At 42.4% G+C, this 16,537-nt stretch carries 17 protein-coding genes and 2 tRNA genes; 10 read left to right on the forward strand and 9 right to left on the reverse strand.

Annotated elements, in window-relative coordinates; translation table 11 throughout:
- Positions 1 to 2: 2 nt before the first annotated feature.
- Together AWW72_RS01975 and ycaC are read right to left on the reverse strand one after the other, a co-directional pair.
- Positions 3 to 929: a LysR substrate-binding domain-containing protein gene (locus tag AWW72_RS01975; protein ID WP_062846275.1), complete on the reverse strand. Its 927-nt coding sequence runs from the start codon at positions 927 to 929 to the stop codon at positions 3 to 5.
- 71 nt (positions 930 to 1,000) lie between these two features.
- Positions 1,001 to 1,627, reverse strand: a complete 627-nt coding sequence (ycaC, locus tag AWW72_RS01980) for an isochorismate family cysteine hydrolase YcaC (RefSeq protein ID WP_062846276.1) — start codon at positions 1,625 to 1,627, stop codon at positions 1,001 to 1,003.
- Positions 1,628 to 1,912: 285 nt separating this feature from the next.
- Between ycaC and AWW72_RS01985 the strand changes: the two genes are divergently transcribed.
- From AWW72_RS01985 to AWW72_RS02000, 4 genes are all read left to right on the forward strand, one after another.
- On the forward strand, positions 1,913 to 2,779 hold the full coding sequence (locus AWW72_RS01985; protein WP_062846277.1) for a pirin family protein: 867 nt from the start codon (positions 1,913 to 1,915) through the stop codon (positions 2,777 to 2,779).
- A gap of 433 nt (positions 2,780 to 3,212) precedes the next feature.
- Positions 3,213 to 4,511 carry an FAD-dependent oxidoreductase gene (locus tag AWW72_RS01990; protein ID WP_004776180.1) on the forward strand — a complete coding sequence of 433 codons (1,299 nt, stop codon included), beginning with the start codon at positions 3,213 to 3,215 and terminating at the stop codon, positions 4,509 to 4,511.
- Position 4,512: 1 nt separating this feature from the next.
- Positions 4,513 to 5,340 (forward strand): SAM-dependent methyltransferase, encoded by an 828-nt coding sequence (locus AWW72_RS01995; protein ID WP_062846278.1) that lies wholly within the window; start codon positions 4,513 to 4,515, stop codon positions 5,338 to 5,340.
- Between the two features lie 7 nt (positions 5,341 to 5,347).
- Positions 5,348 to 5,770, forward strand: a complete 423-nt coding sequence (locus AWW72_RS02000; protein ID WP_062846279.1) for a GFA family protein — start codon at positions 5,348 to 5,350, stop codon at positions 5,768 to 5,770.
- A gap of 9 nt (positions 5,771 to 5,779) precedes the next feature.
- On the opposite strand, the gene AWW72_RS02005 is transcribed toward AWW72_RS02000, so the two are convergent.
- From AWW72_RS02005 to AWW72_RS02020, 4 genes are all read right to left on the reverse strand, one after another.
- Positions 5,780 to 5,855: transfer RNA gene (locus tag AWW72_RS02005), tRNA-Thr, on the reverse strand.
- A 100-nt stretch (positions 5,856 to 5,955) separates the two neighbouring features.
- Positions 5,956 to 6,282, reverse strand: a complete 327-nt coding sequence (locus AWW72_RS02010) for a gamma-glutamylcyclotransferase family protein (RefSeq protein ID WP_062846280.1) — start codon at positions 6,280 to 6,282, stop codon at positions 5,956 to 5,958.
- Between the two features lie 149 nt (positions 6,283 to 6,431).
- Positions 6,432 to 7,307: a GIY-YIG nuclease family protein gene (locus tag AWW72_RS02015; protein ID WP_212815486.1), complete on the reverse strand. Its 876-nt coding sequence runs from the start codon at positions 7,305 to 7,307 to the stop codon at positions 6,432 to 6,434.
- A gap of 139 nt (positions 7,308 to 7,446) precedes the next feature.
- Positions 7,447 to 7,536, reverse strand: a tRNA-Ser gene (locus AWW72_RS02020).
- A gap of 125 nt (positions 7,537 to 7,661) precedes the next feature.
- Here AWW72_RS02020 and AWW72_RS02025 point away from each other — a divergent pair.
- The 3 genes from AWW72_RS02025 (at position 7,662) to AWW72_RS02035 (ending at position 11,085) form a co-directional block, all read left to right on the forward strand.
- Positions 7,662 to 9,542, forward strand: coding sequence for a potassium transporter Kup (locus tag AWW72_RS02025; RefSeq protein WP_005260085.1), 1,881 nt, complete (start codon positions 7,662 to 7,664; stop codon positions 9,540 to 9,542).
- Between the two features lie 159 nt (positions 9,543 to 9,701).
- Positions 9,702 to 10,775, forward strand: coding sequence for a DNA/RNA non-specific endonuclease (locus AWW72_RS02030; protein WP_062846281.1), 1,074 nt, complete (start codon positions 9,702 to 9,704; stop codon positions 10,773 to 10,775).
- 67 nt (positions 10,776 to 10,842) lie between these two features.
- A complete protein-coding gene (locus AWW72_RS02035) occupies positions 10,843 to 11,085 on the forward strand; it encodes a hypothetical protein (protein WP_062846282.1) in 243 nt (80 codons plus the stop codon).
- Between the two features lie 48 nt (positions 11,086 to 11,133).
- Here the strand turns inward: AWW72_RS02035 and aqpZ are convergent, their stop codons facing one another.
- Together aqpZ and AWW72_RS02045 are read right to left on the reverse strand one after the other, a co-directional pair.
- A complete protein-coding gene (aqpZ, locus tag AWW72_RS02040; RefSeq protein WP_004776159.1) occupies positions 11,134 to 11,823 on the reverse strand; it encodes an aquaporin Z in 690 nt (229 codons plus the stop codon).
- A 177-nt stretch (positions 11,824 to 12,000) separates the two neighbouring features.
- Positions 12,001 to 13,008: an AraC family transcriptional regulator gene (locus tag AWW72_RS02045; protein ID WP_062846283.1), complete on the reverse strand. Its 1,008-nt coding sequence runs from the start codon at positions 13,006 to 13,008 to the stop codon at positions 12,001 to 12,003.
- A 115-nt stretch (positions 13,009 to 13,123) separates the two neighbouring features.
- Between AWW72_RS02045 and AWW72_RS02050 the strand changes: the two genes are divergently transcribed.
- Entirely contained in the window at positions 13,124 to 13,768 is a 645-nt protein-coding gene (locus AWW72_RS02050; RefSeq protein WP_062846284.1) for a sterol desaturase family protein, read from the forward strand.
- 302 nt (positions 13,769 to 14,070) lie between these two features.
- On the opposite strand, the gene hisF is transcribed toward AWW72_RS02050, so the two are convergent.
- On the reverse strand, positions 14,071 to 14,829 hold the full coding sequence (gene hisF, locus AWW72_RS02055; RefSeq protein ID WP_004776152.1) for an imidazole glycerol phosphate synthase subunit HisF: 759 nt from the start codon (positions 14,827 to 14,829) through the stop codon (positions 14,071 to 14,073).
- A 101-nt stretch (positions 14,830 to 14,930) separates the two neighbouring features.
- Between hisF and AWW72_RS02060 the strand changes: the two genes are divergently transcribed.
- Both AWW72_RS02060 and AWW72_RS02065 read left to right on the forward strand, forming a co-directional pair.
- Positions 14,931 to 15,881, forward strand: coding sequence for a homoserine kinase (locus tag AWW72_RS02060; protein ID WP_062846285.1), 951 nt, complete (start codon positions 14,931 to 14,933; stop codon positions 15,879 to 15,881).
- Between the two features lie 9 nt (positions 15,882 to 15,890).
- The gene (locus tag AWW72_RS02065) at positions 15,891 to 16,508 is read left to right on the forward strand and encodes a DUF1294 domain-containing protein (RefSeq protein ID WP_062846286.1); all 618 of its coding nucleotides are present in this window, start codon (positions 15,891 to 15,893) and stop codon (positions 16,506 to 16,508) included.
- The last annotated feature ends 29 nt before the right edge of the window (positions 16,509 to 16,537 follow it).

Below are 16,537 nucleotides of genomic sequence, written 5' to 3' on the forward strand. Positions count from 1 at the left end.
CATTATAAAGAATAGCCACTGTCAGTTTTTGCCAATTCACGTAGCCCCGTCATTAAGCTTTCAATCAGTTTTTCCACCACGAGACGTTGCCCCTTACGCGAGGCGTAGACCAATTGAACCGTACCACGATTGGATTTCCATTCTGGCAATAAGTGAATCAGTTTGCCTTTTTCAATGTCAGCTTGTACGGTCAGATAGGGCAGATCTGCGATTCCAAGCCCATCACTGACCGCATAATAGACACCTGCCAGATCGTTACTTTTAACCCGCGGTTGATATGGCACATCTACAGTTTCATCACTGTCAACATGACATAAGTGCCAATAATATTGATGCTTCTGGATGCCTAAAGCCACACTCGGATAATGTTGTAAGTCTGAGTAATGTTCAATTGTATGGCCTTGCAGTAATTCGGGCGCTGCCACTAAACAATGCTCAGTCCGGATCACATCGCGAACGATGAGGCTAGAATCCTGATTGGGTTCAAAACTGGTGCGAATCGCGATATCAATATCATCATGAAGAATATCAACACGACGGCTGGTCAGCTCTAAAGAAATCTCGACTTTGGGGTAGGTTTTGAGAAACTGATTCAGTAATTTCCGGATTTGAAAATGCATCATCAATGGAGGGCAACTGATCTTGACCAGTCCCTGTGGTTCATTTTTTTGTTTGAGCAAGATATTTTCAGCACATTCAACTTGTGCAATCACTTTGCAACATTCTTCATAAAATTCCTGTCCCAGCTCGGTCACTTTAAAGTGGCGTGTCGTTCGCTGGATCAGGCTGACATTAAATTTATTTTCCAGCTCAATGATACGACGGCTCAGTTTAGACTTACTGATATTTTCAGCTTCGCTGGCCGCACTAAAGCCGCCATGTTTGACCACTAGATAAAAATAATGAAAGTCGTCAAATGAGTTGATCAAGGCCAGTACGTTCCAATCAATATGAAAAGATTAGAATAGCATCAACTATTCTAATCTGATGTAGTGAAGCTTTATTTTTGAGCTGTATTCTGAGCGTAGCTATTCATTAAATTACGATAGTCTGGAATATAATTAGAGAACAAGGCACCTAAACCTTCAATATCATTACGCCAGTCACGATGTAGTTCGCAGGCCATACCAAACCATGTCATCAGTTGCGCACCTGCCTGCGACATGCGGTCCCACGCGGCATCGCGGGTGAGTGCATTGAATGTTCCTGAAGCATCTGTAATCACAAAGACCTCAAAGCCTTCAGCCAAGGCCGAAAGAGCAGGGAAGGCGACACAAACCTCAGTGACGACGCCTGCGATAATCAACTGTTTTTTACCTGTGGCTTTGATTGCTTTGACAAAGTCTTCATTGTCCCACGCATTGATTTGTCCAGGGCGAGCAATATAAGGTGCATCTGGGAACATCTCTTTGAGTTCAGGCACCAACGGGCCATTAGGTCCATTTTCAAAACTGGTGGTTAAAATGGTAGGTAAATTAAAATACTTTGCAGCATCTGCCAGCGCCAGTACATTATTTTTAAATTTGTCTGGATCGATGTCCCGAACCAATGAAAGTAGGCCTGTTTGATGATCCACTAACAGTACCGCAGCATTGTCTTTGTCTAAGCGAATATAGTCTTTAGTCATGGTTGTATCCTCAAATTGTTGTAAAAGTAAAATAAAAAGATCAGCTCTTTTTGTGATGTGCTGAAATAATCCTAGTCAAATTTTGCCAGCCGAAAAAGTTCAAAAAATGAGATAAACCATATCAAAAATAGGATGATTATTTAGATTGTGAACTGATATCTATTTTTATAAGGAAACTGTCCTATATATAGAATAATGTGTTGCGAATCCGATGCTATAAGCAGCGATTGTTGAGGCGTAAAATGAATCTCAACAGCAGTGTTTTTACGCTATAGGAGAAACCAAATGAAGAAAATTCTTGGTGTGTATCAGAACAAACACATGCACTGGGTCGGTGATGGTTTCCCAGTGTATAACCTGTTCTCATATGACCGTTTAGGCCAAAGCCTTAGTCCATTTTTGTTATTGGATTATGCTGCGCCTTATCGCTTTGACCCAACCACGGCCAAGCATGGCGTAGGTTCACATCCTCATCGTGGTTTTGAAACGGTCACTATCGCTTATCAAGGTGAAGTGACTCATAAAGACTCAAGCGGCGGTGGTGGAACCATCAAAGCTGGAGATGTGCAATGGATGACCGCAGGTGGCGGGATTCTGCATCAGGAATTTCATTCACCTGAATTTGCACATCAAGGTGGCCTGTTTGAAATGGTACAGCTTTGGGTCAATTTGCCTGCACATTCAAAAATGACACCCGCAAAGTATCAGGCAATTGAAGCTGATCAAATTCAGCACATTGCACTGGATGATGCAGGCAGTGAAATGCGTGTGATCGCTGGTCAATATCAGGATATTGAAGGGGCAGCGACGACCTTTAGCCCAGTCAATGTTTGGGATGGTACTCTGGTGAAAGATCAGGAACATAGCTTTTATGCGACTGAAGGACATACTACCTTACTGGTTCTGCTCTCTGGTCAGGTGACTTTAAATGGTAGTCAAAGCATTGAAGCGCCAAGTTTGGTGGTACTCAGTCGAGAGGAAATTGACTTCAGTCTCAAGGCTGAACAAGACAGTAAATTCTTGATTCTGACTGGCCAGCCACTGAATGAACCGATTGAAGGGTATGGACCTTTTGTCATGAATAGCCAAGCGGAAATTGTAGAAGCCGTTCGTGATTTCAATAGTGGTAAATTTGGTCAAATGGAAGCTTGATTGCTGCATTAAATCAATGTTTTATATAAGAAGGCCGATCACGCTTTGAAGCGTGATCGGCCTTCGTTGTAAGGGTCCTCTATTGATTTTTTTAATTTATTGTCACTTATAATTATTCAGCTTATTATGTGACTTCGTTCTCGTTCTTATACAAAAAGAATAGCGCTAAATTTGAGCGTTGCAAAGCCCCTAAAGCACTGAAAATGAAAAAATAAAGAATGTTCTGTATATTTTTGTGGCCTAAAAGGTAATATTTTGAATCTTTTCATTGGGTTAAGTTAAAAAGTAGAATTGTGATAAAATGTAACAATAAATGAACAATGAAATTCAACAAAACACGGGCTGAAATGCTGAATCTGGTATTTTTTAATACCGTGTTTAGGCGAACTATCAGTCATAATCAAGAAAAATCATCAACTGATGGGACATAATTTTGGATATTGCAATTATCGGCAGTGGAATGGCAGGACTTGCCTCAGCCAGAATCCTACATGATGCAGGACATAAAGTAACGATATTCGAAGCCCTCGCAGGTCGAGGCATGGATAGTCATAGTATTGACTTTGATGGTGGCATTATTGATGCGCCTTTGCGTGTCATGAATCCAAAGCTGTGGCAAAACACGCTGAGTCTGGCCAGTTATTTAGGGATTGAAACTTTCCCTGTACGCACATTTATGGCTTGCAGTTGGCTGTTTGAAGATAGAACAGATACTTGGTTGACGACTTCACGTAGCCGGATTGGTAATTTCCCGATTATTAATAACCGCAAAGGCATTCAGCAATATGGCTGGCGTCTGGTTAAGGGCATGCTGCAACTTAAAACTGCCGTGCATCAATTCTTTAAATCAGACAATCAGGACATCACTTTAGCCGAATTCATGAATCAATATCATATTGAGGAAGTGTTCTGGCATGGTACGGTCATGCCTGTGCTGTATACCATTTGTACCTGCCATCCAAAGACCATTGGTGAATGGCCTGCGAAACCGTTATTGGAATTTATTCGTCAATTGACCGAAGGCGAAGCCCTATTGCGTATGAAAGGTGGTACTCCAGCGCTGGTGAGTCGCCTGATTGATGGTATTGAAATCCATAGCGGATCTCCTGTGAAGAAAGTGGAAGAGCAGGGCGATAAAGTACTGGTTGAAAATGATCAGGGTGAGCATCAGTTGTTTGATCGCGTGGTCATTGCTACTCCAACGCCAGCGATTGAAGGATTCCTGAAACAGCCGCAGTTTGCTGAAGATATTGCCTTACTGAAAAAATTCCGTTTTGAAGAAGGCGATCTGGTAATTCATACCGATCCGATCGTGATGCCGCAACGCCGTAAGGACTGGGCTGTACTCAGCTATATGATGGATCGTAAATTTACCCGTCAACAGTTTACCGTGTGGATTAACTCGATTGAGCCAAGCTTAGTGGGTAAAAATGCGGTGTTCCAGACTTGGTGCCCAGTGATTGATATTGATCCGAAGAAAATTATTTCCAAGGTGAAATTGACCCGTGCCGTGGTGGATTCAGAAACGGTTGCATTGAACAAGCAAATTCAGCAACGTCATTTAGATCAGAATCGTAAGGTTTTTTATTGTGGTTCATGGTCATGTGATGGCTTGCCAATTTTAGAATCGGCGGTGACTTCAGCGATGCACATTTCTGAAATTTTGGGTGCGCCATTACCATTTGTTGGGCTAAAACCAAAAGTGAAGGTCGCGCCAGAACTCGGTTATTAATATGACCTCCCTCAAGCAGGCACTGATTGAAAAAGTGATCGGGCATAAATATGCCATTGATGCACAGCATCTCGGAGATGACTCAGCGCTTGCTTGGAGCAATTTAGGATATTGGCAAGGACAGCATCATGATTATCCGCTGGCTTGCCAAAGTCTGGCCGACCAGATCGCTGCTTCCCTACAACTCAAATCAACAGATCATGTTTTAGATCTTGGCTGTGGACAAGGTGCAAGCCTATTGCACTGGCGCCAGCATTATCAAATTCAGCAGCTCAGTGCGGTTGAACTTCAGCCTCAGTGTGTCAAACACATTCAAGAATACTTACCTGAAATTCAAATTCATTGTGAAAATTTTTTGAATTTAAAAGCCCTACAACTTTTAAATTCATTTGATGCAGTGCTGTGTATAGATGCGGCTTACCACAGCGATTTGAATTCATTTCTTAATTCAGTTTCCCCAGTTTTAAATTCAAAAGGCCGAATCGCTTTTCACACACTGATGTGGTCAGAGAATTGGCAGAATTGCACTTATCTACAAAAACAGAAATATCATTACTTATTAAAAAGTGCAGATGTGAATTGGCAAAATTTAATGGACCAGCAGCAGCTTGAACAGACTTTAGAACAATATGGTTTTGATGCGATAGAAATTCAGGATTTTTCTGAACCAGTCTTGAATGGTTTCGCTGAATATATTGAGTCGCGAAAAGCTGAAAAGCATAATTTTAATTTTGCCCAGTTTAAAATCGAAATGACTGCCAAGTTGTGCCGAAAACTCTACCAAGATGGATGGGTGCGTTATATTCAAGTCAGTGCAGTAAAAAAGTGAGAAGAATATGCCAAGTCAATATAAAGGTTCATGCCTCTGTGGGGCAGTGAGCTATCAGGCGGAGGTTGCGCCGCGTTATCGTTTTAATTGTCATTGTCGTGACTGTCAGAAGGCAACAGGAAGTGCCTATGCACCGATTGCCTTCTTTCATCAATCTGAATTGAAGATCGAAGGTGAGCTCAAATATTTTGAGTCTTTGGGTTTATCAAGCAAGCCGATCCGCCGTGCATTTTGCCCAAACTGTGGTTCGCAAATGTTTGGTTTGCCAGAACTGGTACCTGAGATGATTTCAATACGTGCAGGAACGCTGGATGATCCAAATCTGTATCAACCGCAAGCAGAATGTTTTGTGAGTCATGCAAATGAATGGGATCTGTTAAATCCGAATATTTCGCATTTTGAGAAAATGATGGGGAAGAAACGAGAATAAAGAGAGAAATGGTGCCGGCACACGGATTCGAACTGTGGACCTACTGATTACAAGTCAGTTGCTCTACCAACTGAGCTATGCCGGCAACGTGGCGAGAATTCTACAGAATCTGCTTAAAAAAACAAGCGAAAAAATGAGCAAACGGAGAAAATTCATCAGTGCGTCGAATTTTCGCCAGTTTACTGTTAATTATTCAGCGCATAAACAAAGGAATCAAGTATTTCGCCTGTGCTTAAATACGCTTTGACAGGCACACGTTGATAGCCAGCGCCTTCGAACTCATCTAATGCTTGCCAGTGTTGTTCTAGATTGTCTGAGAAGAATACAAAACCAGATACCTTGTTGTCACTTTGATCAAGTACAATGCCTGGAAAGCCTAGTTCTGCCCCCCAGCCTTGTTGTTTGAGCGTGCCAAATACATGTGCATCTGCCCATGTGCCACCAATATTTTCCATAATGTGAGCATTGGGACGGTTTGGGCCTAAAGTGCCGTAAACGAATAAACTGAGCATAGTGAAAGGTAGAAAAGTAAAAGAAATAGATTAGCAAAAATGGGGGGAGAACGGATATCTGCGAGACTAAAAGAATTCTGCTTTTTCTAAGTGAGTTGCTGTCTTTTGATACGCATGTATATGTTGAAGTTACTCATGTAATTTTCAAATTATTCAATTACAGGCAAGTTTGCTTGTACTTGTTTATAACTTTCACCAGATGCATTAATCCATGATATTGGCCCTGGTGCTTGTCTACCTAAAACAATGGATGCTGCTGCACTTGGTGAAGTAAAACTTGCATCCTCAATGAATATGAGGTGTTGTCCATGTTGTTTTAAGATTTCTGCTTCAAGAAGTTTTTTCCGTATTCTGAGCCAACCTTCAGCAATTGAATGAGAAGTTTTTATGCTGGCTTGAGAGCCTGCTTTTACGATAAAGCCTTCATCAGTTTCTATCATTGTAGCTTTTATTAATTTAGACTTAATATAGTAAGTCACTTGGTTATCTATAGGCTGTATAGGAATATTTATGTGAGGAGTGGCCTCCACAAGTGTATTTAATCCAACTGTAGGAAGAATAAGATGGATCTGATCAATAAAATATTCCATATCGGAAATATCTGCTTCTGATAGCCGAGCACCTTTCGGTAGATTAGAGTTATCAATAAAAGAACTATTTGCTGTATGGGCTAATGTAATTAATCGGGCTTCAAGATACTTAATATGTGCTTTAGTTAACATTTCATCTTTACTTAAAAAGCAAATTACAGAATCAAAATCTCGATCTGCGATATGTTGTTTTAGCCTAGCTCTTAATTCTTCAGCTTCACCAATATAAATACTTTCATCAAAATCGTGTGATTTACTTTGGCTACGTAATAGATAAACACCAGGAACATCAAATTCAGATCGAGAAAGTAAAGCCTTTAAAGATGCTCTAGGTGAGTAAATGGCTTTGCCTGACCAATTGCCTATTTCAATGGTTTTAGCACCAGTAGGGGTACCATCAAGCATATAGATTATTAGCTTTCTTCCCACTTTCATGATCCTTAAAATTCATTGTATAAGTTGCAGATAGAAAATTTAATATTATGAATTGTATTTAAAAAATCCAAGTAAGTTTTATTTTTATTAACAGAGTTATTTTTGTAGTTCAAGCAGATTAAAAGTATTAAAAAAATTCTGGCGGTGAGAGAGGGATTCGAACCCTCGATACGCGCAAACGTATACACACTTTCCAGGCGTGCTCCTTCAGCCACTCGGACACCTCACCAAGGTGTGCGATAGTAACCAAAAAAATGCGGGCTGCCAAGTTGTAGTCGAACAGATTTGCAGAAAAACTTTTTAGCTAGTGATAAGATTGCGCCATATAACGTTCTAGTTTGAAGACGACATAATATGCAAAGTACTGCAAAAAAAGCCGCATTGCCCGCGATGACGCTGGCAGCATTAGGGGTGGTATTTGGAGACATTGGGACCAGTCCGCTCTATGCAATACGGCAATGCTTTGTCACGGGACATGTTGATATCAGTGAAGGATCAATTCTTGGTATTCTTTCGCTGATCTTCTGGTGTATGAACCTGACCATCAGCTTTAAATATGTGTCGATGATCATGCGTGCAGACAACAATGGCGAAGGCGGGATTATGTCTTTGCTGGCATTGAACCTGCGTTCTAACGTATTCAGTAACAAGAATAAAATCTTTCTGATCGCACTTGGCTTTATTGGTGCATCACTATTCTTTGGTGACGGGATCATCACGCCAGCCATTTCGGTACTGTCTGCGATTGAAGGCCTGAGTCTGGTCACGCCTGCTTTAGATCGCTGGCTGGTACCGATTGCGCTCGGTATCTTAACGGCTTTGTTTTTGGTGCAAAGACATGGTACCGCCACCATGGGGAAATTCTTTGGGCCAATTACCTTATTATGGTTCGCTTCAATTGGTCTCATTGGACTGTGGAGCATCATTCAGACCCCATATGTATTGATGATGGTTAATCCTTATTGGGCACTGCATTTTGTATATGACCAGCCGACAGTTGCCTTTATTACCATGGGTGCTGTGATCCTGACCATGACCGGTGGTGAGGCGCTCTATGCGGATATGGGGCATTTTGGACGTATGCCGATTAAATTGGCTTGGTTCATCGTAGTATTGCCGTGCTTGCTGCTGAACTATGCAGGACAAGGCGCTTTGCTGTTACGTGATGCCAAGGCGATTGAAAACCCGTTCTATTTACTGGTACCTGACTGGGCGTTATTCCCGATGATTGGACTGGCAACAGCCGCAGCCGTGATTGCCTCTCAAGCGGTGATTACGGGCGTATTCTCAATGGCCAATCAGGCGATGCAGTTACGTTATTTACCGCGTCTCACCGTGCACCACACCTCTGATGTAGAGCAAGGGCAGATCTATTTGCCGTTCATTAACTGGGTGTTGTTCATCTCGGTGGTGATCCTGATTCTACTGTTTGAAAGCAGTGCCGAGTTGGCGAGTGCCTATGGTGTCGCCGTGACCATGACTATGCTCTGCGGTACCATTTTGATCTCGACATTGGCCTATGGTGTATGGCGCTGGCCTCTGTGGAAAGTGGCTTTATTTGCAGGTCCTTTCCTGATTATTGATCTGATTTTTGTGGGTTCAACCTCATTAAAAATTCTATCAGGTGGCTGGGTGCCAATCCTGATTGGTGTGGTGGTGTATACCATTCTAATGACCTGGAAACGGGGCCGTGAAATTGTTTACAACCGCATGGAAACCAATGCTTTACCGATTGAATTATTTATTAAAAGTATTGGTATGAGCAAGGAAACACAATATGTGCCAGGTGAAGCGATTTTCCTGACGGGTACGCCAAATATTGTGCCGCATGCGATGTTACATAATATTAAGCACAACAAGGTGCTGCATGAGCGTAATGTGATGGTGACGGTGTATACGCAGGATATTCCGTATGTGGCCGAAGCTGACCGCTTAAAAGTGGAAAAGCTGGATGAGCATTTTTATCGTATCTATGTTTATTATGGCTTCAAGGATCAACCGAATATTCCAGTTGCGCTGGAACAGGCCTACAAACAGCTGGGTTTTGAATTCGATATGATGCAAATGAGCTTCTTCATTTCGCGAGATCGTATTGTACATACCGTGGGAGATGGTATGTCACCTTGGCGTGAAAAGCTGTTTATCTCGATGCAGCGTAATACCAGTCCAGTGAGTGACTTCTATCAGATCCCGACCAACCGAGTGGTGGAGCTAGGCAGTCAGATCGAAATTTAAGTTTAAATTGATAAAAAAGGCACGCTAAAGTGCCTTTTTTATTGTCTGTTGAGCAAGTGTACAGATTTGCGACATAAAATGTCGTTCTCGGCTGAAACTCAATATACAGCAAGGCTTTGAGTTGTTAAGCTTCGCGTTCATATTGATTTTGATGTAGTTATGGCGAAGAAACCAACCAGAAAGGGTAAAACACCATTTGCTTTTTTGAGCCAGAATGTTGGAAAGATTATGCTGGCTGCGGTCGCGACGGGAAGTTTTGCGATTGCGTTTGGCAATGAAAAAATTTCTAAATTGATCCCGTTTCAGTCGAGTAATGGTGCCTGTTTAAAACAGTTCTATCGAGATGTCCCGCCATTATTGAGCAAAGACAGTCTAAAAAAAGACAGTTATGCCCTGTGTTTTAATGACTTCAATGTGATGTATTCGGGAATTTCCAAAACACCGTTATGGTCAGCCGAATACCTCACGCCTGAACGTTTAAGCATCAAAATCAAACGTGAAGACAATTTCCACGAAGAAACCCGTGTGCAACTGGCTCATCGTGCTTTATTGTCGGACTATCGTGGTTCAGGTTATGACCGTGGGCATATGGCGCCGAACGGGGATATGAATAATACCGCAGCACAATATGACAGTTTTTCCTTAGCCAATATGGTGCCACAAGCACCCAAGAATAATCAGGAAGTATGGCGTAAATTGGAAGAAGCTGTGCGTTCGATGGTGACCAAACAGCATAAAGATGCCTATGTGCTGACAGGCCCTGTATTTGAAGGCAAACGTCTGAAAACTATCGGTAAAGGGGTAATTGTCCCGACGGCCGTGTATAAAGCGGTGTATTTACCAAAGCAGGGGATTATTGGTGCATATTATGCCCCGAACAATAATTCGCTGCAGGTCAAAGTGGTGAGTGTCTGCTATCTGGAAGAAAAACTAGGGATTAATTTATTCCCGCAATTAACCGAACAGCAGAAGCGTAATGTCTATCAGCTTCCATTGTCTGCACAACAAGTGAAGCCAAATAAAGACATTAGTTATTCGCATTGGGACGGGCAAAGTCAATGTGCGGAAGAAGCCAAGACCGATGCCATTCAGGCTCAACAACGTCAATTTAGTTCACAATCCAGTGAGGCGACGGGCAATAAATTCCCGCAAATTGATGAAGAAACCAAACAGGTAATGATTAATCAGCTCATTAATGCACTGGTGCAGTATTTCTTACAAATGTTGCGATAAGAAACGCTTGCAAAGTCATCGTGCTTGGCCCATGTTGTCTTATAGACAACAATAATGAGGGGAAAAGATGTTTAAGCCTTTTGAAAATGGAGATGAGTCTTCAGCAATCTATGATCTGACACTAGAAAATCAGGTCGATTGCGTGAGCTTATATGGCAATCTGCAAATTACCAAAGATCAGGCAGGTTTAAAAACTGCAAAGGTATTACAAAGCTTTATCAATGATGTGGTGGCGGCTTTGGAGAAACAGGAGTTGCCTGAGCAAATTGAACGCCAGCCTGAACAGGAAATTGAAAATCCATTTTTATAAATAAAAAAACAGCCGATAAAGGCTGTTTTTTTATGGTGTGTTGGGAGCTTAGTTTTTCTCGCTGCCTACGACCTTGTAGATCACTGCACCGATAATCGCACCGATAATTGGTGCAACCCAGAACAACCAGAGTTGGCTAAGTGCAGCAGTTTCAGCAAATAAAGCAACTGCTGTACTACGAGCAGGGTTAACTGATGTGTTGGTCACAGGAATACTGATCAAGTGGATTAACGTAAGCGCCAAACCAATCGCGATTGGTGCAAAACCAGCAGGCGCACGACGATCTGTTGCACCCATAATCACGATCAGGAAGAACGCAGTAAGAACAACTTCAATCAGGAATGCAGATGCGACAGAGAAATGGTTTGGAGAAAGTTCGCCATAACCGTTGGTTGCGAAGCCACCTGTACCTGCAAAACCTGCCTGACCTTGTACGATGATGTACAGAACGAACGCGGCAAGCGCACCACCAATGACTTGAGAAATAATATAAGGCACGAGGTCTTTGGCATCAAAACGTCCACCTACCCATAAACCAACGCTGACTGCAGGGTTAAAGTGACCACCTGAAATATGACCAAATGCATAAGCGCCAGTTAAAACAGTTAAACCAAAAGCAAGCGCAACACCTAGAAAGCCGATCCCAAGTTCTGGAAATGCTGCTGCAAGGACAGCACTACCACAACCACCAAAAACAAGCCAAAAAGTACCAAGAAATTCTGCTAAATATTTGTTCATTGTTATCACCAAACATGTTTTTAAAAAATAAAAAAGCAAGCATCCAAAAATTTATTATGGATATGTGTCAACCTAGTGAAAAAAATGTGAACTATTTCACAAAGGTATATAGGCTCTTGTATAAAACGTGCAAGCAAAAGGGTCAGTTGTGAAACCGTTAGTTCATGGGTAATTTTATTAAGAATTGTAAATAGTGTTGTTGTTCCGCCACTGTTGCGGGGTTTGTCCTGTCCAAGTTTTAAAAGCACGCTGAAAAGCGCTTTGTTCTGAATAACACAGCAATAGCGCAATTTCCTGCAAACTGAGGTGCGGATCTTTTAAATATTCGGTTGCCAGCATAAAACGGACTTGCTGCACCCGTTCCTGAAAAGTAGTGCGTTGTTGTTGTAAATGGCGTTGTAATTGACGTACCGAAAGTCCTAGTTTTTCTGCGATAAAATCAAGCTGATATTGGTTTTTTTGCAGGCCTGTCAAAATGGCATGCTGTAAACGCTGATCCAGTTGTGTAGAGTTTGGCAGCTTGTCCAGCAAGGCTTGGGCTTGCTGTAGCAGTAATTGCTGCAAGGTATGATCACCCGTACGTAACGGCTTAAATGCTTCGCTGACAGGAATCAGGAGTTGGGTTTTAGGCTGGTCAAAGCGGACTTTGCAGTGGAAATACTGCTCATAAATACTGATATTTTTAGGTGCTGGATTGACGAAATGTACTTCATGTAAATGAATGCTGTCGCCAGACATAAACAGTTTCAGAAATTGCACCATCAGCGCAATGGCAATTTCATCGGTCAGTTGAGTCGGCTGCGGTTCAGGAGCTTCCCAGCGAATCGAACCATAGGGATGTCCTAACTCGACCAGCAATGGGCTGCCATCATAAATCAGGCGATGGAAATCATGATAACGCGCTAAAGCTTCACCCAGATTTTCACAGGACAAGGCCAGATAGGCAATAATACCCAAGTGTTTAGGTTGCACATAAGCGGCAATATCCAGTCCTAAACCAGCTTTGGGGTGTAGACGGTTAAGGTCTTCCAACAAATCGCGCCAGATCACATAATCAAAGCGTTCCAGATTTTGAACTTGTTGTAATTGTTCAGGAATTAAAATATTTTCTGCTTCGCAATAGGCTTTTAGTAAATGCCCCAAACCACCAAAAACAGAGCCTGTATAGTTTTTGAGTTGCGACATCCTGTGCGCCTCTTATTCTGTCGTGTTTTGTCAATATAAATATATCGTATCGTCAATACTTCGCCTACAAAAATTTATATCTTTAATAAAAATAAGGAAACAGTTGGAGAAAACCATGATTAAGGGTTTTATTGCAGGCTTGGCTGTAGCCAATGCATTTGAATGGTTTGCACATAAATACATTTTACATGGTGTACATCGTCCTGGTCAGCCACGTTACAGCCCTGTGCCAAAAAGCATGGAATCACATTGGGCACATCATCGTGAAGTGCGTAAGCAACAATTTTCAGATGATTGTTATGTAGAAGGCGTGGAACACTGGCGCACTCGTAATGAAATCATGTCATTGGCTGTGGTCGCTGGAGTGGCGAGTATTGCGTTCTATCCCATTTCAAAGGGAATGTCTCTGGCAGCGCTTTATAGTGCAGGCAATTATTACTATGTCCATCGCCGTGCCCACTTGGAACCTGATTGGGCCAAACGAACAATTCCTTGGCACTATGATCATCACATGAACTCAAATCAGGATGCCAACTGGTGCGTGACCCGACCGTGGTTTGATTATGTGATGGGAACCCGTGTAGTTTCTTCAGCAGATTTAAAAGAAGCCAATCCATTGGGTCTGCCATTACCAGCAGCGTTGTCGAAAATGTTGACACAAGCGATTGAGTCCGTCTTTCCTGCCAAGTGGGTGGAGCACAAGCCAAAACTGGTCACAGCAGTGCAAGCAGAAGATGAACAAAATGATGCGGTTGCTTAGTGCTGAGAATCAAAGAGAAAGTATGTTTTTTATCGGCAATGCATGACGAAGGAAAAAGGCTTTCGTCGTGAATTGTCAATAAAACTGGTTTTTAATGTCAATATTTCTGCATATTTAATCGCTAATTTAGCTTAAGCATGATATTCGACTGTATTTTGCTCAAAATGGATATGTTTCTGTTACCTTCTAGCGTTGTATAACGCAGTTTCTTGCCTTGCTCAGCAAGGTATTTTTTTGTCTGTAAAAATGTTCTCAATAAAAAACCTCTCAAGTGAGAGGTTCATTTTTCTATCAATTATGAATCAGAGACGCATCTCAATGCCTTGTGCTGCAAGGAACTGTTTGGCTTCTGGAATGGTATGTTGACCAAAGTGGAAAATAGAGGCAGCAAGTACCGCGTCCGCACCGCCTTTTAAGATGCCGTCAGCCAAATGTTGTAAATTCCCTACGCCGCCTGAGGCGATGGTTGGAATATTGACACGATCATTGATCTGGCGCATTAACGCAATGTCATAACCTGCTTTGGTTCCATCGGCATCCATACTGGTAATCAGTAATTCGCCTGCACCGAAGTCTGCCATTTTTACTGCCCATTCAATCGCATCGATGCCTGTCGGTTTACGACCACCGTGAGTGAAAATTTCCCATTTATTTTCGCCAGTTTTTTTGGCATCAATCGCAACCACGATACATTGTGCGCCAAAGCGTTGCGATGCTTCCTGTACAAACTCAGGAGTAAATACTGCTGCCGAGTTAATACTGACTTTATCGGCACCTGCATTGAGCAATAAACGGATATCTTCAACTTTACGGACACCACCACCCACAGTTAAAGGAACGAAAACGCTTTCTGCCATTCGTTCAACTGTACGGTATGTGGTGTCGCGTCCATGATGGGTAGCAGTAATATCTAAAAAGGTAATTTCATCGGCGCCTTGTTCGTTGTAACGACGAGCAACTTCAACAGGGTCACCTGCGTCACGAATATCAAGGAATTGAACGCCTTTGACGACTCGACCATTATCAACATCTAAGCAAGGGATAATACGTTTTGCGAGCATAAAATTTTCCAAAAAATCGCCAATAAAGAAAGGGGTGCTACACCTTCATGGAGGGAACAGGTATTCTATCAAACTTCACAGCTATTTTTTGCAGGTTTTCCATGTCGGTTTATACCCCGTTGAGTTTAGAAGAAGTTCAAGCCTTTGCCGAACCTTATGGTTTAGCAGTGATTGACCTGATTCCAATCCAAGGCGGTATTCAAAACACCAATTACTTTTTGGTGGATCAATCACAGAAACAATATGTTTTGACGGTTTTTGAAGAGTTAGATGCTGAAGGGGCAGGCGAACTGGTGCCTGTACTGGATTGTTTGGGGCAAGCGGGTGTGCCAGTAGCAGTGCCGTTAAAGCATAGTGGTCAGGCAATTCATAGCATTGCCGATAAGCCTGCACAAATCGCACCGCGCTTGATGGGCGAACATCCTGAAGATGCCAGTATTGCGCAAATTCAGGCGATTGCACAGGCGCAGGCAAAATTGCATTTGGCCTTGCAGGGCTTTCCTTTAGAACGGGATTTTAATCGTAATCATCAATACTGGTCAGAGGTCGCAGCACAGCTTAAACCACAAATGAATGCGGAAGATCAGGCTTTATTGGCACAGGTTTTTCAGCAGTTTGCACAGATCACGCAACAGCATCCAGATCGCCCTATTGGTTTTATTCATTCAGATTTATTCAGAGACAATACTTTATTTGAAGGCGACCAGTTGCAAGGCATCCTTGATTTTTATGAATTGAATCAGGATGAATGGTTATTTGATATTGCGATTAGTATCAATGACTTCTGTACCGCTTATCCGCAAGCCCATCTTGATCAAGCCAAGGCAGATGCCTTTTTGAATGCTTATCAGACCATTCGTACCCTGACTGAGGATGAGTTGGCTTGTTTAAACATTTTCTTGGCGATGGCGGCTTGTCGTTTCTGGAGTATGCGTTTGCAGGTTGCCCAGAAAAATGCCGAGCATGGACGTACGGGCGATGATATTTTGCAAAAAAATCCGCTGGAAATGCGCATGATGTTGCAAGACCGTCTACAACGAATCACAGCTTAGGAAAGTATCATGCGAGATCAAGGTCGATTAGTTGAATGGTTTGATGATAAAGGCTATGGCTTTATTCAGCCCAATGACCCACAAAAACAACGTGTTTTTATTCATATTAAAGACTTTGCTCGCACGGGGCCGCGTCCGCTTATTGGTTGTGCGTTGGAATATGTGGTGATTCTGGATGAGCGCGGTCGTTATCGCGCTCAGCAGGCGGTGTATTTAAAAGCCTCGCAAGTGTTTGAGCATAAAGCCAAACCTGTAAAGCCGACAGCCTCTAAACCTTGGTCAGCGATGCAGATTGCGATTGTGATTTATATCGTCTTTATGGTGGTCGCAAGCTTTAGCAAATTGTTGCCGCCATATACCTTGTTATTTGTTAGTTTGATGAACGTCTTGAGTTATTGGCTTTATGCACAAGACAAAGAGGCAGCCCAATTGGGCAACCGCCGTATTCCCGAACAGACCTTGCATATTGTGGACTCTTTGGGTGGATGGTGCGCAGGTTGGCTTGCTCAGCAAAAACTGAGACATAAAACACAAAAACAACCGTTTCGTAAGATTTATTTCTGTACCATAGTCTTCCATATATTGTTGATATGTTGGTTAATTTCTCCGCTCAATGTGTTTTACTAATTGAGGGAGTTTGACGCTGGAGATAAATA

The sequence above is a fragment of the Acinetobacter sp. NRRL B-65365 genome, from assembly GCF_001605865.1.
Lineage (GTDB): Bacteria > Pseudomonadota > Gammaproteobacteria > Pseudomonadales > Moraxellaceae > Acinetobacter > Acinetobacter vivianii.

Excerpts from the sequence above, each read along its gene's own strand:
- AWW72_RS02025 (WP_005260085.1), top strand. The coding sequence starts at position 7,662 with ATGCAAAGTACTGCAAAAAAAGCCGCATTGCCCGCGATGACGCTGGCA.
- AWW72_RS02015 (WP_212815486.1), bottom strand. The coding sequence starts at position 7,307 with ATGAAAGTGGGAAGAAAGCTAATAATCTATATGCTTGATGGTACCCCT.
- ycaC (WP_062846276.1), bottom strand. The coding sequence starts at position 1,627 with ATGACTAAAGACTATATTCGCTTAGACAAAGACAATGCTGCGGTACTG.
- AWW72_RS02035 (WP_062846282.1), top strand. The coding sequence starts at position 10,843 with ATGTTTAAGCCTTTTGAAAATGGAGATGAGTCTTCAGCAATCTATGAT.
- AWW72_RS02000 (WP_062846279.1), top strand. The coding sequence starts at position 5,348 with ATGCCAAGTCAATATAAAGGTTCATGCCTCTGTGGGGCAGTGAGCTAT.
- AWW72_RS02045 (WP_062846283.1), bottom strand. The coding sequence starts at position 13,008 with ATGTCGCAACTCAAAAACTATACAGGCTCTGTTTTTGGTGGTTTGGGG.
- AWW72_RS01985 (WP_062846277.1), top strand. The coding sequence starts at position 1,913 with ATGAAGAAAATTCTTGGTGTGTATCAGAACAAACACATGCACTGGGTC.
- hisF (WP_004776152.1), bottom strand. The coding sequence starts at position 14,829 with ATGCTCGCAAAACGTATTATCCCTTGCTTAGATGTTGATAATGGTCGA.
- AWW72_RS01995 (WP_062846278.1), top strand. The coding sequence starts at position 4,513 with ATGACCTCCCTCAAGCAGGCACTGATTGAAAAAGTGATCGGGCATAAA.
- aqpZ (WP_004776159.1), bottom strand. The coding sequence starts at position 11,823 with ATGAACAAATATTTAGCAGAATTTCTTGGTACTTTTTGGCTTGTTTTT.
- AWW72_RS02060 (WP_062846285.1), top strand. The coding sequence starts at position 14,931 with ATGTCGGTTTATACCCCGTTGAGTTTAGAAGAAGTTCAAGCCTTTGCC.
- AWW72_RS02065 (WP_062846286.1), top strand. The coding sequence starts at position 15,891 with ATGCGAGATCAAGGTCGATTAGTTGAATGGTTTGATGATAAAGGCTAT.
- AWW72_RS02050 (WP_062846284.1), top strand. The coding sequence starts at position 13,124 with ATGATTAAGGGTTTTATTGCAGGCTTGGCTGTAGCCAATGCATTTGAA.
- AWW72_RS02030 (WP_062846281.1), top strand. The coding sequence starts at position 9,702 with ATGGCGAAGAAACCAACCAGAAAGGGTAAAACACCATTTGCTTTTTTG.
- AWW72_RS02010 (WP_062846280.1), bottom strand. The coding sequence starts at position 6,282 with ATGCTCAGTTTATTCGTTTACGGCACTTTAGGCCCAAACCGTCCCAAT.